General features: G+C 64.0%; 12 protein-coding genes. 4 read left to right on the top strand and 8 right to left on the bottom strand.

Annotation, left to right across the window (positions count from 1 at the left end):
• Nucleotides 1-61: 61 nt before the first annotated feature.
• From rsgA to ABCW42_RS13910, 3 genes are read right to left on the bottom strand one after another with little or no spacing between them, the layout of a single operon-like run.
• Complete coding sequence (gene rsgA / locus ABCW42_RS13920; protein WP_423181778.1) at nucleotides 62-1,177, bottom strand: ribosome small subunit-dependent GTPase A; 1,116 nt, start codon at nucleotides 1,175-1,177, stop codon at nucleotides 62-64.
• A gap of 2 nt (nucleotides 1,178-1,179) precedes the next feature.
• Entirely contained in the window at nucleotides 1,180-2,595 is a 1,416-nt protein-coding gene (gene aroA, locus ABCW42_RS13915) for a 3-phosphoshikimate 1-carboxyvinyltransferase (protein WP_423181777.1), read from the bottom strand.
• Between the two features lie 7 nt (nucleotides 2,596-2,602).
• A complete protein-coding gene (locus ABCW42_RS13910) occupies nucleotides 2,603-3,118 on the bottom strand; it encodes a DoxX family protein (RefSeq protein WP_423181776.1) in 516 nt (171 codons plus the stop codon).
• A 237-nt stretch (nucleotides 3,119-3,355) separates the two neighbouring features.
• On the opposite strand from ABCW42_RS13910, the gene ABCW42_RS13905 reads away from it, so the two are divergent.
• Both ABCW42_RS13905 and rsrA read left to right on the top strand, forming a co-directional pair.
• Complete coding sequence (locus ABCW42_RS13905) at nucleotides 3,356-4,195, top strand: sigma-70 family RNA polymerase sigma factor (RefSeq protein ID WP_423184899.1); 840 nt, start codon at nucleotides 3,356-3,358, stop codon at nucleotides 4,193-4,195.
• Nucleotides 4,192-4,449 (top strand): mycothiol system anti-sigma-R factor, encoded by a 258-nt coding sequence (rsrA, locus tag ABCW42_RS13900; protein ID WP_133203977.1) that lies wholly within the window; start codon nucleotides 4,192-4,194, stop codon nucleotides 4,447-4,449. Before ABCW42_RS13905 ends, rsrA begins: the two co-directional genes overlap by 4 nt.
• Nucleotides 4,450-4,528: 79 nt before the next feature.
• On the opposite strand, the gene ABCW42_RS13895 is transcribed toward rsrA, so the two are convergent.
• From ABCW42_RS13895 to ABCW42_RS13875, 5 genes are all read right to left on the bottom strand, one after another.
• A complete protein-coding gene (locus ABCW42_RS13895) occupies nucleotides 4,529-4,603 on the bottom strand; it encodes a 50S ribosomal protein bL37 (RefSeq protein WP_369299106.1) in 75 nt (24 codons plus the stop codon).
• A gap of 122 nt (nucleotides 4,604-4,725) precedes the next feature.
• On the bottom strand, nucleotides 4,726-5,340 hold the full coding sequence (locus ABCW42_RS13890) for a PadR family transcriptional regulator (RefSeq protein WP_423181775.1): 615 nt from the start codon (nucleotides 5,338-5,340) through the stop codon (nucleotides 4,726-4,728).
• On the bottom strand, nucleotides 5,340-6,188 hold the full coding sequence (locus ABCW42_RS13885; protein ID WP_423181774.1) for a DUF4097 family beta strand repeat-containing protein: 849 nt from the start codon (nucleotides 6,186-6,188) through the stop codon (nucleotides 5,340-5,342). Before ABCW42_RS13885 ends, ABCW42_RS13890 begins: the two co-directional genes overlap by 1 nt.
• Before the next feature lie 155 nt (nucleotides 6,189-6,343).
• On the bottom strand, nucleotides 6,344-6,943 hold the full coding sequence (locus ABCW42_RS13880) for a GDSL-type esterase/lipase family protein (RefSeq protein ID WP_423181773.1): 600 nt from the start codon (nucleotides 6,941-6,943) through the stop codon (nucleotides 6,344-6,346).
• Nucleotides 6,944-7,077: 134 nt separating this feature from the next.
• Nucleotides 7,078-10,860, bottom strand: coding sequence for a multifunctional oxoglutarate decarboxylase/oxoglutarate dehydrogenase thiamine pyrophosphate-binding subunit/dihydrolipoyllysine-residue succinyltransferase subunit (locus ABCW42_RS13875; protein ID WP_423181772.1), 3,783 nt, complete (start codon nucleotides 10,858-10,860; stop codon nucleotides 7,078-7,080).
• Between the two features lie 566 nt (nucleotides 10,861-11,426).
• On the opposite strand from ABCW42_RS13875, the gene ABCW42_RS13870 reads away from it, so the two are divergent.
• Together ABCW42_RS13870 and ABCW42_RS13865 are read left to right on the top strand one after the other, a co-directional pair.
• On the top strand, nucleotides 11,427-12,842 hold the full coding sequence (locus ABCW42_RS13870; RefSeq protein ID WP_423181771.1) for a hemolysin family protein: 1,416 nt from the start codon (nucleotides 11,427-11,429) through the stop codon (nucleotides 12,840-12,842).
• Entirely contained in the window at nucleotides 12,839-13,909 is a 1,071-nt protein-coding gene (locus ABCW42_RS13865; protein WP_423181770.1) for a hemolysin family protein, read from the top strand. The genes ABCW42_RS13870 and ABCW42_RS13865 overlap by 4 nt, the downstream gene beginning before the upstream one ends.
• Nucleotides 13,910-13,919 lie beyond the last annotated feature (10 nt).

Raw genomic sequence — 13,919 nt, 5'->3', positions numbered from 1 at the left:
TACAAACTACCGTCTATTGTGCGGCGAACTGTGGATGTCGGGGCGCTACTGAGGGGCGGAACTAGGTGACGCTGCCCAGTTCTTTCGTCTCTTGGGCTTCCTGGCGCGGGTCAGCCCCCAGGAGCCGGCGCAACGACGCGAGCCGGGCAGGTCCGGCCTCGCCCGCATGGCCTTCCGCGACCCACGAATCGAGCCCGCAATTGACTGCACTGGCATCATGCTTGCAGCCGCGCTCGCACGTATCCGTGCCGGGTTCGAGGTCGGGGAACGCATGCAGGATGCGGTCGGGATCCACGTGGGCCAAACCGAAGGATCTGATGCCCGGGGTATCGATGATCCAGCTTCCGTCCGGGGCGTCGCTCAGCTTCAAGGCGAGGGCGGAGGAAGAGGTATGCCGTCCGCGGCCGGTTACCGCGTTGACCCCGCCGGTGGCACGTTCCGCGCCCGTGAGGGCGTTGACCATGGTGGACTTCCCGACGCCGGAGTGCCCCAGGAGGACTGTGACTTTGCCATCCAGGTGATTCCGCAACTGCCCGACGGCGCTTCCGTCCAGGCGCGCGGACATGCCGTCATCGGAGCGTGCATCGATACCGGAAGCGTCGGCGTCGGCTGTCCGGCTGATGATGACCGGGAAACCGAGGCTCACATAGTTGGCGAGCAATTCGCCCGGGTCCTTGACGTCCGCCTTGGTGACGAGGAGCAGCGGCTCAATTCCGGCGTCGTACGCTGCCACGAGGGCGCGGTCGATGAATCCGGTGCGCGGCTCGGGATTGGCGGCGGCGACCACCACCACGAGCTGGTCGGCGTTCGCGACGACGGCCCGCTCGACGGGGTCGGTGTCGTCGGCACTGCGCCGCAGCAGGGTCTTGCGCTCTTCCACGCGCACCAGCCTGGCGAGGGTGTCCGGCGCGCCGGACACGTCTCCGACGAGCGCCACGAAATCGCCGGGCACCACAGGGGAGCGCCGCAGTTCGCGGGCACGCGCCGCGATGACGACGCGCTCGTGGTCGGAGCCTTCGCCCACCACCGCGGTGTAGCGGCCGCGGTCCACCGTGATGATGCGCCCGATCACCGCGTCATCGTGGCTGGGACGGTCTTTTGTGCGGGGGCGTGAGCCCTTCTTGTTGGGGCGGATCCGGACGTCGGATTCGTCCCAGGAACGTGCGTCGCGGGCCATTGTCAGTTGCTGGACCCTGCCGAAGCCGTGCCACCGGCGGGGGCGTCCGCGGCCAGCATCGCCGTCCAGATCTGCGGAAATTCGGGCATCGTCTTGGACGTTGTGGCGATGTCCTCCACCTGGACGCCCTCGACGGCGAGTCCCAGGATCGCACCCGCCGTCGCCATGCGGTGGTCCGCATAGCTGTGTACGACGCCGGCATGCAGCTTGGCGGGCCGGATCACCAGGCCGTCGCTGGTTTCCTCCGCGTCCCCGCCCAGGCGGTTGATCTCGGCAACCAGAGCGGCAAGCCGATCGGTTTCGTGCCCGCGCAAGTGGGCGATCCCGGTGAGCCGGGAAGGTCCGGACGCCAAGGCGCACAAAGCGGCGACCGTGGGGGCGAGCTCGCTTGTTTCGTCGAAGTCCGCTCCCAGGATTTCCGCGCCGCCGGTGACGGTGAGCGTGCCGTCCGCCAGCGTGACTGCGGCCCCCATGGTTTCGAGGATGCCGCGCCAGAGGTCGCCCACCTGGGTTGTATTGCTTGGCCAGTTGGGGATGCGGACGGTTCCCTTGGTTGCCAGCGCAGCGGCGAGGAACGGGCCGGCGTTGGACAGATCCTGCTCGATACGTTCGTCGAACGCTTGAATCGGGCCGGGGGCCACACGCCAATGGTTCGGAACCGAGTCATCCACGTGGACGCCGACGCCCCTCAGGACGGCCACAGTCATGTTGATATGGTCCAGGCTCGGAACGGGCTTGCCGACATGTTCAAGGTGCAGGCCCTCTTTGAACCGGGCACCGACGAGCAGGAGGGCAGAAACGAATTGCGACGACGCGCTCGCGTCGATGACCAAATGGCCCCCGCGGACCGAGCCGGTGCCCGATATTTTGAACGGCAAGGACGTGGCCGGCTGCCCGTCCTCCGTGCCGACATCGACTCCGAGGGCGCGGATGGCTTCGATGATTGTACCCATGGGTCGCTTGCGGGCATGGGGATCGCCGTCGAAGACCGCGTCGCCTTGACGAAGCGCGGCGAGGGGCGGGACGAACCGCATGACCGTGCCGGCAAGCCCGCAATCGATGGTGGCAGTGGATGCGGTAGTCGTCGGGTCGATCGGCGTGATCTCAAGGTCCGGGCCGTATTGCCCGTCGCCGGGAACCTCCGTGACGATGGCGCCAAGGCTGCGCAAGGCTTCGATCATGAGGGCTGAATCCCGCGAATGCAGCGGAGCCCGCAGCCTGGACGGCCCGTTGGCCAACGCCGCGAGCACCAAGTACCGGTTGGTCAGGGATTTTGAACCCGGAACCGAGACGGTGGCGTCCACGGGGCGTGCGGCGAAGGGTGCCGGCCACAAGGGAAGCGATGAGTCCGTGGTGCCCTCTGCCAAATTGCCGGGCTGCGTTGAATTGCCTGCGTGCGTTGCGGGGGTTCCTGGCATTGCTTCGTTATGCTCCAACTGCGTGGTCTACGGCCTTGCGAACGGCGCGGTCCGTCTTCTTGAGTTGCTTCCCGGTGGCCTTCTTGGCGTCCATCGCCAAGTGCTCTGCGCGCCAGGCGAGGCTAGGCCGTCCGGCAGTGTCCACGGCAGCGAGCAACACGCCACCTGTCAGGGAAAGGTTCTTGAGCAGCCGTGAACGGCGGGCGACCCGGCCTTCCTTGGTGCTGATGTCGGCCGAGCGGTACTCGACGAAAGTGTTCAGTGCCGAGATACCGGCGAGGAGTGTGGCCGAGAGCCGGGAGCACTTCCCGAGCGCAAGCAGGGCGCCGGCGCCCACCTGCGTTCCGCCGATCACGCGTGCAAGCATTTTCTCATCCGTCGCGAAGGGCAGGGTCTCAGCCGCCCTGCGGAGCAAGGGGGAGAGCTGCTTGGCCGTGTCATCCGCGTTCTTGAGCTTGTCCAGCCCGGCGATCACGAAGCTGGAAGCCAACATTGGCCTGGCGAGAAAACGGACGAGGGACATGTTTTGCCTCCTGGAGGGCTTGCCACGGTTTTCAGGTGGTGCTGCTTCCGTATCCCGTATTTCCGAAATTTTGTGCGCGGTTCACGGGAGCAGTCCGTCCTAGTCTTGCATCTTTGCGGAATATTTGCCCGATGCCTGCCGTTGTGAGTAGAAGGTGCGGCACGGGCTGGACCTCGGGTTGTGGTGCGCCGCGGTGCGCTTGCAAGTCACATCGTGCGAATGAGTGGAGATGGTTTCTTGGCCTTGGTGAAGGACCGCGAGGAGCACTTGGCCCCCGGCCGTGAGGCGCCAATGGACCCGCGGAGGGTGACAGTAGACTTGGATGCAATGAGCACCAAGGATCCGGCCGCAGCGGCCATGTATGAAGCAGCGATGGAGGCCGCGGACACGACGTCCGGCAACGACGCAATTGCAGAGGCCGCCGTCGAGACTGCGGTGGACTTTGCAAGCGAGACTCCCGAACAGCGGCGCGCGCGTTTTGAACGCGACGCCATGCAGTACGTGGACCAACTCTATTCGGCTGCCATGCGCATGGCCAGGAACCCCTCCGACGCCGAGGACCTCGTCCAGGAGGCCTATACCAAGGCCTTCTCTGCCTTCCACCAGTACAAGCCGGGGACCAACCTCAAAGCGTGGCTTTACCGCATCCTGACCAACACCTACATCAACCTTTACAGGAAGCGGCAGCGTGAGCCGCTGCAGTCGAACTCGGACACGATCGAAGACTGGCAGCTGGCGCGGGCGGAGTCGCACTCGTCCACAGGCTTGCGCTCGGCAGAGGCGGAAGCACTGGACCACTTGCCGGACTCGGACGTGAAACGCGCGCTGCAGTCCATCCCGGAGGAATTCCGGCTCGCGGTGTACTTCGCGGACGTCGAAGGCTTCGCGTACAAGGAAATATCAGACATCATGAACACCCCGATCGGAACGGTCATGTCCCGGCTTCACCGCGGCCGGAAGATGCTGCGCGATCTGCTGGCGGACTACGCCGCCGACCGGGGAATCAACGCCGCCACCGAAGAAAAGGCCTTGGCCACGGGCGCGGCCGAAAGCAAAAAACAGGAGAAAAGGAAATGAGCTGCCAAGGATTGGGCGACTGCGACGATGCTCGGATGCAGCGTATCTACGAGTACCTCGATGGTGCGTTGACGCGGGAAGATATCGCGGAGATCAAAGAACATCTGGACAGCTGCCCGGAGTGCACGGAGCAGTATGACCTTGAGTGCGTTATCCGCACGGTCGTCAAGCGATCTTGCACCGAGGCTGCTCCCGAAAACCTCAAGAACTCGATCCTGGACAAAATCCACGCGATGAATACGGTGGACGTCTAAGCTCCCGTAACGGCAAGGGCCCCGGAAACCTCATGGTTTCCGGGGCCCTCCGCATTAAGTCTTACGCTAAGCCGCAGGCTTAGGTGTTGGGACGCTTGCCGTGGTTTGCGCCGCCGCGCTTACGGTCACGACGCTTACGTGCACGCTTGCTCATAGCTGGCCTCCTTAGATTCTTTGATACTCAACAAAGCTGCCCTCCAGTCTCCCACATCCGGGGGTCGCGCCGCGAACCGGGGCCGTTCCCTCGCGGACCGGCGTCGCCGGGGCGGACCCGGCTCAGCTCCGCAAGGAATTCCGGATGGAGATCCGCGCCTGGTCGAGGACGGTCCGCACGGTTTCGAGGGCGACCGGAGTCAAAGGCATGGAGCCGGCGTGCTTGCGCAGTTCGACCCGGATGTCGTCGCGGAACGACTGGACCATGAGCTCGGCTTCCTTGAGGACACGGTCGCCCTCTGGCGAGTAGGTGCGTGACCGGGGTTGGGATTCCGTGGTTTTCGCGTTCGCGCGGGCAGCTTCGGCAGTGGCGGCGAGGTCGGCTCGCAGTCCACGCATGTTGTTGCGGATGTCTTCGCGCAGGTCATCGGCCAGCCGCCTCACCGAGGCCGAAATGCTGTCTTCGACGTCGGCCAGTTCCCGCCGCCGGCTGTTGAGTTCCGCGAGTCCGGCCGCTGTGATGGAGTAGTTGGTCCGGCGGCCATCGCTGCTTGTGGCCACGAGTCCTTCTTCCTCCAGTTTGCCGAGCCTGGGGTAGATGGTGCCCGCGCTGGGGGAGTAGGTGCCGCCAAAGCGTTCACCCAGGGCTTTGATGAGCTCGTAGCCATGTTTGGGACCGGACTCGAGGAGTGCCAGCAGGTACAGCCTTAGGGCCCCGTGGGCAAAAACGGGAGGCATCAGATACCCTCTTCCTCCGGTTGGGGACGGGTGTTTCCGGAGTTCGGCCCGGTGCTGTGGAGGATGTATGTCTTGCCTGACACAGAGTTCGTGCGCACTACCATGAGCTTTTCGTCCGGACCTGCGATCGTCTGGATCTTACTGCCCGGCTGGATGAATCGCTGGTTGTCGATGACGACCGTCCCGCTCGCCGATTTCGCGGTCACGTCCACTCCAATGTCCCGCGGAAGCCGGATGGTGATGTCGCCGGACACCGAATTGCCGCCGAAGTCCCGGGTGTAGCCGTGGAGATCGAAACTGAGGTCGCCGCTGACCGTGGTGGCCCGGATGTTCTTGAAGTCGCCCGACGCCGTCACTTCGCCGGAGACGCTCTTGGCGGTCATGACGCCGTCGTGGTTCCTCGCGATGACCTCGCCGCTGACCGTGTTGACGTGGAGCTCGCCGTGGGTACCGTCAGCGAGCACGGAACCGGAAACGGTATTGAGGCGGATATTGCCTTCGACGCCGGAAACCATGCCGTCGCCGCTCACGGTTCCGGCTTCCACGTCGACGCCGACCGGCAACGCAATGCTGATGACGACCGTATTGGTGCTCGTGTTGTTGACCGTTCCCATGAGGTTGCGGAACCATCCTTGCGGACCGTGAAGCTGGTGGCGGACTTCGAGCCTGCCGTCGATGAGCGTGACACTCAACGGATCACCCGCGATTTCGGAGATTTCGACCCTCGTTGTCGCTTCATCGTGCGTTACGACGTCGAAGCGGCCCTTGACGATCCCGAGCTTGAGTGAGCGGACGCCGTCGACGTCTATGGTCTGCGGACCGGTGACGGTCCAGTTCTCTTCTGACATGACCCCTCCAGAAATGCGATATATCGCGTTGACAAGATCAAGATATATCGCGTGTTTGGGATCCGCAAGGTGTTCAGGCGCGAAAGAAGGCACGGACGTGGTCCGTGCCTTCTTTCGTATCCGCCTTTTATCCTTCCGGTCGGCTCGCCACGAGCCTATTCCGGCTGGGAGATCCGCAACCATTGGAACCAGCCGCGGTGCAATACGAGCCACGCCATCAGGCCGTATCCCGCTTGGCCCGGAGTGCCGCCATTCGCCGCGAGGTCAGTGCGCCATTGTTCATGGTTGAGCAAGGGAGAGAACGTATCCACATACTGGTGGTTGCGGCGCGTAGTGACGTCAGCGAACGCAGCGTTGAGCTCCGCAATCCGGCGGTTCTTCGCCGGATCCAGCGTCGGCGGTGGACCCACGACGAATACTTCGATGCTGCTGTGGGAAGCCCCGTCCAGGATATTGGCCAGGTTGAGCCGGCTGCGCGCCGTCGAGACGCCGAATTCAATGTCCCGGCAGGACAAACCGATCACCAAGCGGTTCTCATGGATATCGCTGAAACGCCGCCCGGCCTCGTCCATCCAACGGGCCGCGAGGCCTTCGGTGCCCTCCATGGGGCAGGGCAGGGAATAGCTCTCCACCAGCACGGAGTCCTGGGGTGTACGTGCGAGCACCCTTCCAAGCCAGCCCAAGGCTCGGGGATCACCGAGCCCGGCGAGTAGTTCATCACCTACAGCTGCGATGCGCAGCTTCCTGTCTTCCACAGTTACCTCTTCACCAAACGTCGCGGTCCATGCACTGTGTCCGGCCGGGCGGCGGGAACGCCGAACACTTACCCATTAAACAGAACTGCCCGGCTGGAAGCGGGTATTGAACCTCCAGCCGGGCAGTCGCCGTATTAGTTGCGCTCGAAAGCCTGCTTGAGCAAGGTGGCCTGCTCCGCGCTGTGCCGCTTCATGGAACCGGCCGCCGTGGACGCCGACGCCGGACGCGAGACAAGGCGGACTCCGCGGTTCAGGCGCTGCGGCAGGTTCAGGCCGATGAACGGCCACGGACCCTGGTTGGCGGGCTCGTCCTGTGCCCAGACGACCTCGGCGTTCGGGTACTTGGCCAGCTCGGCCTCGATCTGTTCCGCAGGCAACGGGTAAAGCTGCTCAACACGAATGATCGCAGTAGACGTGTCGCCGGTCTTCTGGCGGCTCGAGAGGAGGTCGTAGTACAAACGGCCCGAAACCAGGATGACTCGGTCAACCTTCTGGGCATCGAACTGCTCGTGTTCGCCGATGACCGGGTTGAAGCCACCCGTGGTGAAGTCCTCCACCGAGGACGCTGCGGCTTTGAGCCGCAGGAGCTGCTTCGGGGTGAAGATGATCAACGGCTTGCGCGGACGGCTGTAGGCCTGGCGACGCAACAAGTGGAAGTGCGACGCCGCCGTGGTGGGGTTGGCAACAATCATGTTGTCTTCCGCGCAAAGCTGCAAGAAGCGCTCGATGCGGGCGGACGAGTGGTCCGGTCCCTGTCCTTCGTAGCCGTGCGGAAGCATCAGCACGAGGGAAGAGCGCTGGCCCCACTTCTGCTCGGCCGAGGAGATGAACTCGTCGATGATGGTCTGTGCGCCGTTGACGAAGTCGCCGAACTGGGCTTCCCAGAGCACCAAGGCATCCGGGCGTTCTACCGAGTAGCCGTATTCGAAGCCCATTGCCGCGTATTCGGACAGCAAGGAGTCGTAGATCCACAGCTTGGCTTGGTCGTCGCTCAGGTTGGAGAGCGGCATCCACTCATTGCCGTTGACGCGGTCGTGGAAAACAGCGTGGCGCTGCACGAAGGTTCCACGGCGCGAGTCCTGGCCTGCGAGGCGGACGGGAACGCCTTCCATGATGAGCGAACCGAAGGCGGCGATTTCACCGAAGCCCCAGTCGATTCCGCCTTCGCGGGACATCTGCTCGCGCTTCTCGAGGAGCTGCTTGAGCTTCGAGTGCACCGTGAAGTCCTCGGGGATGTCCAGGTGGGCCTGGCCGATCCTTTGGAGCTTCTCGGCCGAAATGGCGGTGGATGCCGGAGCGCTGGTGCCGGAGTCTGCCTGCTGGGCGATGGGACGCTCGATGTCGGAGACCGCGGCGGAATCCGCCGTGATGATCGGGATCGGCGAGGTCTGGGCCGCGTGGGTCTCGGCGAAGACACGCTCAAGGCGTTCCTGGTAGTCGCGCAGCAACTGCTCGGCTTCGTCCTCGGTGATGTCGCCACGGCCGATGAGGGATTCGGTGTAGAGCTTGCGGACGGAGCGCTTGGCTTCGATCAGGTTGTACATGAGCGGCTGGGTCATCGAGGGGTCGTCGCCCTCGTTGTGGCCGCGGCGGCGGTAGCACACCATGTCCACGATGACGTCCTTGTGGAAGCGCTGGCGGAACTCGTAGGCGAGCTGTGCGATGCGCACCACGGCTTCGGGGTCGTCTCCGTTGACGTGGAAGACGGGAGCCTGGATCATCTTGGCGACATCGGTGGAGTAGGTGGAAGAACGCGACGACGACGGTGCGGTGGTGAAGCCGACCTGGTTGTTCACGATGATGTGGATGGTTCCACCCGTGCGGTAGCCGCGCAGCTGGGACAGGTTGAGGGTTTCCGCCACGACGCCCTGGCCGGCAAATGCCGCGTCGCCGTGCACCATGATGGGCAGCACGGGGAAGACTTCGCCCTGGTCCAAGCGGTCCTGCTTGGCTCGGACAATGCCTTCGAGCACGGAGTCCACAGCTTCGAGGTGCGACGGGTTGGCAGCCAGGTAGACCTTGGTCTCATTGCCGTTGTCCGAGGTGAAAGTGCCTTCGGTGCCGAGGTGGTACTTGACGTCGCCGGAGCCCTGGACCGAGCGGGGGTCCTGGGTGCCTTCGAACTCGCGGAACACCTGGGCGTAGGTCTTGCCGGCGATATTGGTCAGCACGTTGAGGCGGCCGCGGTGGGCCATGCCGATGGCGACCTCGTCGAGACCGTCGTCGGCGGCGTCGGAGATGATCGTGTCCAACAGCGGGATCAGGGACTCGCCGCCTTCGAGGGAGAAGCGCTTCTGGCCCACGAACTTGGTCTGCAGGAAGGTTTCGAAGGCCTCGGCCGCGTTGAGCTTGGAGACGATACGCAGCTGCTCTTCGCGGCTCGGCTTCGAGTACGGGTGCTCAAGCTGGTCCTGGAACCACTTGCGTTCCGCCGGTTCCTGGATGTGCATGTATTCGATGCCCGTGGTGCGGCAGTAGGCGTCGCGGAGGACACCGAGGATGTCGCGGAACTTGAGCATCGGCTTGCCGCCGAAGCCGCCGGTGGGCCATTCGCGGTCGAGGTCCCACAAGGTCAGGCCGTAAGTCAGGACGTCAAGGTCGGCATGCTTCCGCTGGACGTATTCGAGCGGATTGGTGTCCGCCATGAGGTGGCCGCGCACACGGTACGAATGGATCAGCTGCTGGATGCGGGCGACCTTGTTGATCTCGTCGGCGGGATCGACCTGGAGGTCGGGGCTCCAACGTACAGGCTCGTAGGGGATGCGCAGGGCTTCGAAGATTTCGTCGTAGAAGTTCTGCGCGCCGAGGAGCAGCTGGTGGACGAGCTTGAGGAATTCACCGCTGCCCGCGCCCTGGATGACGCGGTGGTCGTAGGTGGAAGTCAGCGTGAGGATCTTGCTGATGGCGTTTTGGGCGATGATCTTCTCGCTAGCGCCCTGCCATTCGGCGGGGTAGTCAAGGGCCCCGACGCCGATGATTGCAGCCTGGCCCTTGGAGAGGCGCGGCACGGAGTGCACGGTGCCGATGCCGCCCGGGTTGGTCAGGGAGACCGTGGTGCCCGCGTGGTCGTCAGCGGTGAGCTTGCCGTTGCGGGCCCGCTTGATGAGGTCTTCGTAGGTGTGCCAGAACTCCGCGAAGTTCATGGTCTCGGCCTTCTTGATGTTGGGGACCATCAAAAGGCGGGTGCCATCGGGCTTGGGCATGTCGATCGCGATGCCGAAATTGACGTGCGCGGGCTGCACGGCGACGGGCTTGCCGTCCACTTCGTCGTAGTAGACGTTCATCGAAGGGAACTGCGACAACGCGCGGACAACCGCGTAGCCGATGAGGTGCGTGAAGGAAACCTTGCCGCCACGGGCGCGGGCGAGGTTGGAGTTGATGACAACGCGGTTGTCGATCAGGAGCTTGGCGGGCACGGCCCTGACGCTTGTTGCGGTGGGAACCTCGAGGCTCGTCACCATGTTGGAGGCGATGGCCTTCGCGGGGCCGCGAAGGACGGAGACGACGTCCTCTTCCGGCGGAGTGGGGGCCTTGGTGCTCTTGGGGAGCTGTGCGGGGATCGGCTGGGCCTGGCCTTCGCCGGGCTTCTGAGCGCCGTCTTTGGCGACAGTGGCCGGTGCCTTCTTTGCCGGTGCCGCAGGGGCAGGAGCGGGGGCGGGGGCCGCAGCGGGAGCAGCCGGCGCCGTTGCCGTTGCTGCGGCCGGGGCCACGACGGGAAGTTCGCGAGTGGGGGGATTCAAAGGAGCGGAGGTTCCGTTGGAGGAAGTGCCGTCAGCGGTATCGAAGGACTCGAACAGGGGCCACCACTTGGCGTCGACTGAATTCTTGTCCTGTTGGTACCGCTCGTACAGTTCGTCAACGAGCCACTCGTTTCCGCCAAATTCCTCGGGTAGACGGTGGGTTGGCTGCTCTGGCACTTGAAATACGCCTCTTCCATGAGTGTTGATTTCCAGCTGGCCCGGTAGGTAGGTGCAGGGGGTGCAAACGGCGAGCCAGGGTCTGGGTCCCGCGAACTCAGACCCTTGCCAGTCTAGTGACGAGCGACGGCTAACCGCCAATAGTGGTGACCTAAATCATGCCGATCCGGAGGAAGCTCCGCAACGGTGCCCGGAGAGCATCGTTTTTGACATCGATTTGCGTGGCTCCGGCCATGAAAGCGCACGTGAATGTCCCGGTCCGCCGGACTGTAGACTGGGATTCTTATGGACAGTAATTCTAGGTGCCGGCCTGGGAACTGCGGGGGACGTCGATTGGCAATCTCCCTGCAGCACACCCGCCGAGCCGGCAATACCCGTTCACATGCCCATCGCACCCCGGAGCTTCAGGCCGGCAGGTCGGCGGATCGATCATCCGCTGCGTCCGACCAACCCCCGCCGGGCCAAACGGCCCGCTGCCTTCCGGTAATTTCACTTCAGCTCGTTTCTCTCCAGCCGCTTTCACTCCAGCCAGCCAAGCCGCCCGTCCGCTTCGGTGGTGGCCAATAATGGAATGGCTCCTCCTTCTTGCCGGCCTGCTCTTGATCTTGGGGACCGGCTTTTTTGTCGCCGTCGAATTCTCCTTGGTCGCACTCGACCAGGCCACCGTCCAGCGGGCCGTGGACCGCGGCGACCACGCGGCCATCGCGCTTCTTGCCTGCCTCAAATCGCTCTCCACCCAGCTTTCCAGCTGCCAATTGGGCATCACCCTGACCACGTTGCTGACGGGGTTCGTCATGGAGCCCTCGGTCGGCTTCCTCTTGCGCGGGCCGTTGCTCTTGGTCGGACTGCCCGCGGCGGCGGCCGAGTCCGTGTCGCTCGTCATTGCCATGGCGATCGCCACAGGCTTGTCGATGCTGATCGGTGAACTCGTGCCGAAGAACATGGCCATCGCCTTGGCATTTCCGCTCGGAAGGGCGCTGGCGAGGCCGCAATTGATCTTTACCGCGGTGTTCAAGCCCGCGATCGTGGTGCTCAACGGCTTTTCCAACAAGGTCCTCAACCTCATGGGGCTTGAAGCCAAGGAAGAGATCTCGGGCGCTCGTTCGCCGTCGGAGCTGGCATCCTTGGTGCGCCGTTCGGCGGAGCTGGGAACCCTCGACGCCGGGACGGCAAACTTTGTCGCCCGGACGTTGAACTTTTCGGCGCGCACGGCGGCTGACGTCATGACCCCGCGGATCCGCATGGAAACCATCGACGCCGACCAACCGGTTTCGGACATCATCGACGCCGCCCGGCGTACCGGCTACTCGCGTTTCCCCGTGATCGGGGACTCTGCCGACGACATCCGTGGCGTCGTGCACATCAAGAAAGCCGTCGCCGTCCCCCCGGAACGTCGCGACGGCGTCGAAGCCGGTGCCATCATGTCCGACGTCCTGAGCGTCCCCGAAACGATCCATCTTGACGCCCTGCTCCTGGAGCTTCGCGAAGGAAACCTGCAGCTCGCCGTCGTACTTGACGAGTACGGCGGAACCGCGGGGATCGCAACGCTTGAGGACCTTGTGGAGGAAATCGTCGGTGAAGTGGCGGACGAACACGACAAGGTCCGGCCGGGACTGCTGCAAAGCGCCTCCGGCGACTGGTACTTCCCTGGCCTCCTTCGCCCGGACGAGGTGAGTGAACAGATCCCCGGACTTACTGTTCCCGACGATCCGGCTTATGAGACAGTCGGCGGATACGTCATGAGCCAATTGGGGCGTATCGCCGTTGTCGGCGACGTCGTGGAGGCCGGCGGCGGGACGCTGTCGGTCACCCGGATGGACGGCCGGCGGATCGACCGCATCTGCTTCAAGCCAATGGCTGCGGAACCGCGCGAGGACCGTGCGGACGCCAAAAGCGTTCCGGCGCCCGCCGCCGGAAGTCCAGGCGGCAGTACGGTCAGCGGTGCGACCGGCAAGGGCGCACGTAAGGGGCGTGCAGCATGAGCGACTGGGCAGGGATCCTATGGCTTGTGGTGCTCCTGATCGGGAACGCGTTCTTCGTCGGGGCAGAGTTTGCCGTCATGTCCGCGAGGCGGAGCCAGATCGAGCCTTTGGCACGCGGAGGTTCCAAACGGGCGCAGACAACCTTGCGTGCGATGGAGAGCGTCTCGCTCATGTTGGCGTGTGCCCAATTGGGCATCACCGTGTGTTCCTTGCTGATCCTCCAAGTGGCTGAGCCTGCAATCCACCACCTGCTGGCCGGTCCGTTGGAATCAGTGGGCGTCCCGGTCGAACTGGCGGACGTCGTCGCATTCGCCATCGCCCTCCTGGCCGTCACGTTCCTGCACGTGACTTTCGGTGAGATGGTCCCCAAGAACATTTCGGTTTCGGTGGCGGACAAGGCGGCCCTGTTGCTCGCTCCTCCGTTGGTCCATATTGCACGGTTCGTGAAACCTGTCATTTGGACGTTGAACTGGTCGGCCAACCACATCCTGCGGCTCATGCGGATCGAGCCGAAGGACGAAGTGACCTCCTCCTTCACGCTCGAAGAGGTGCAGTCGATCGTGCTCGAATCGACGCGCCACGGGCTTGTGGACGACGACGCCGGCCTGTTGAGCGGCGCGCTGGAATTTTCCGAGCACACCGCCGCGCACATCATGGTTCCGCTCGACAAGCTCGTGATGCTCCAGCCGGGGTCCACTCCGCGGCAATTGGAGAAGGCGGTCAGCCGTACCGGCTTTTCGAGGTTCCCGGTGCTGGATGACGACGGCGAGCTGACGGGTTACGTCCACATCAAGGACGTGCTGTCCATACCGGAGGAAGGACGACGCCACCCCATCGCCGAAAGCCGTATCAGGTCACTTGTGAATCTCGCCCCCGACGACGAGATCGAAGATGCCATGTCCGTGATGCAGCGCACCGGTTCGCATCTGGGCCGTGTGGTTGGCCAGGGCGGATCGACACTGGGCGTGCTGTTCCTTGAGGATGTCATCGAGCAATTGGTGGGCGAGATCCGCGACGCCACGCAGGCGACAGGGATCCGGCGGCTCGGCGGCCAGGCGCCCGCTTAGCTGCCGCCAT

This window comes from Arthrobacter sp. NyZ413, from assembly GCF_049390645.1.
Taxonomy (GTDB): domain Bacteria; phylum Actinomycetota; class Actinomycetes; order Actinomycetales; family Micrococcaceae; genus Arthrobacter.
The sequence above is the reverse complement of the archived record's forward strand: the minus strand, read 5'-3'. Positions and strand labels throughout refer to the sequence as shown.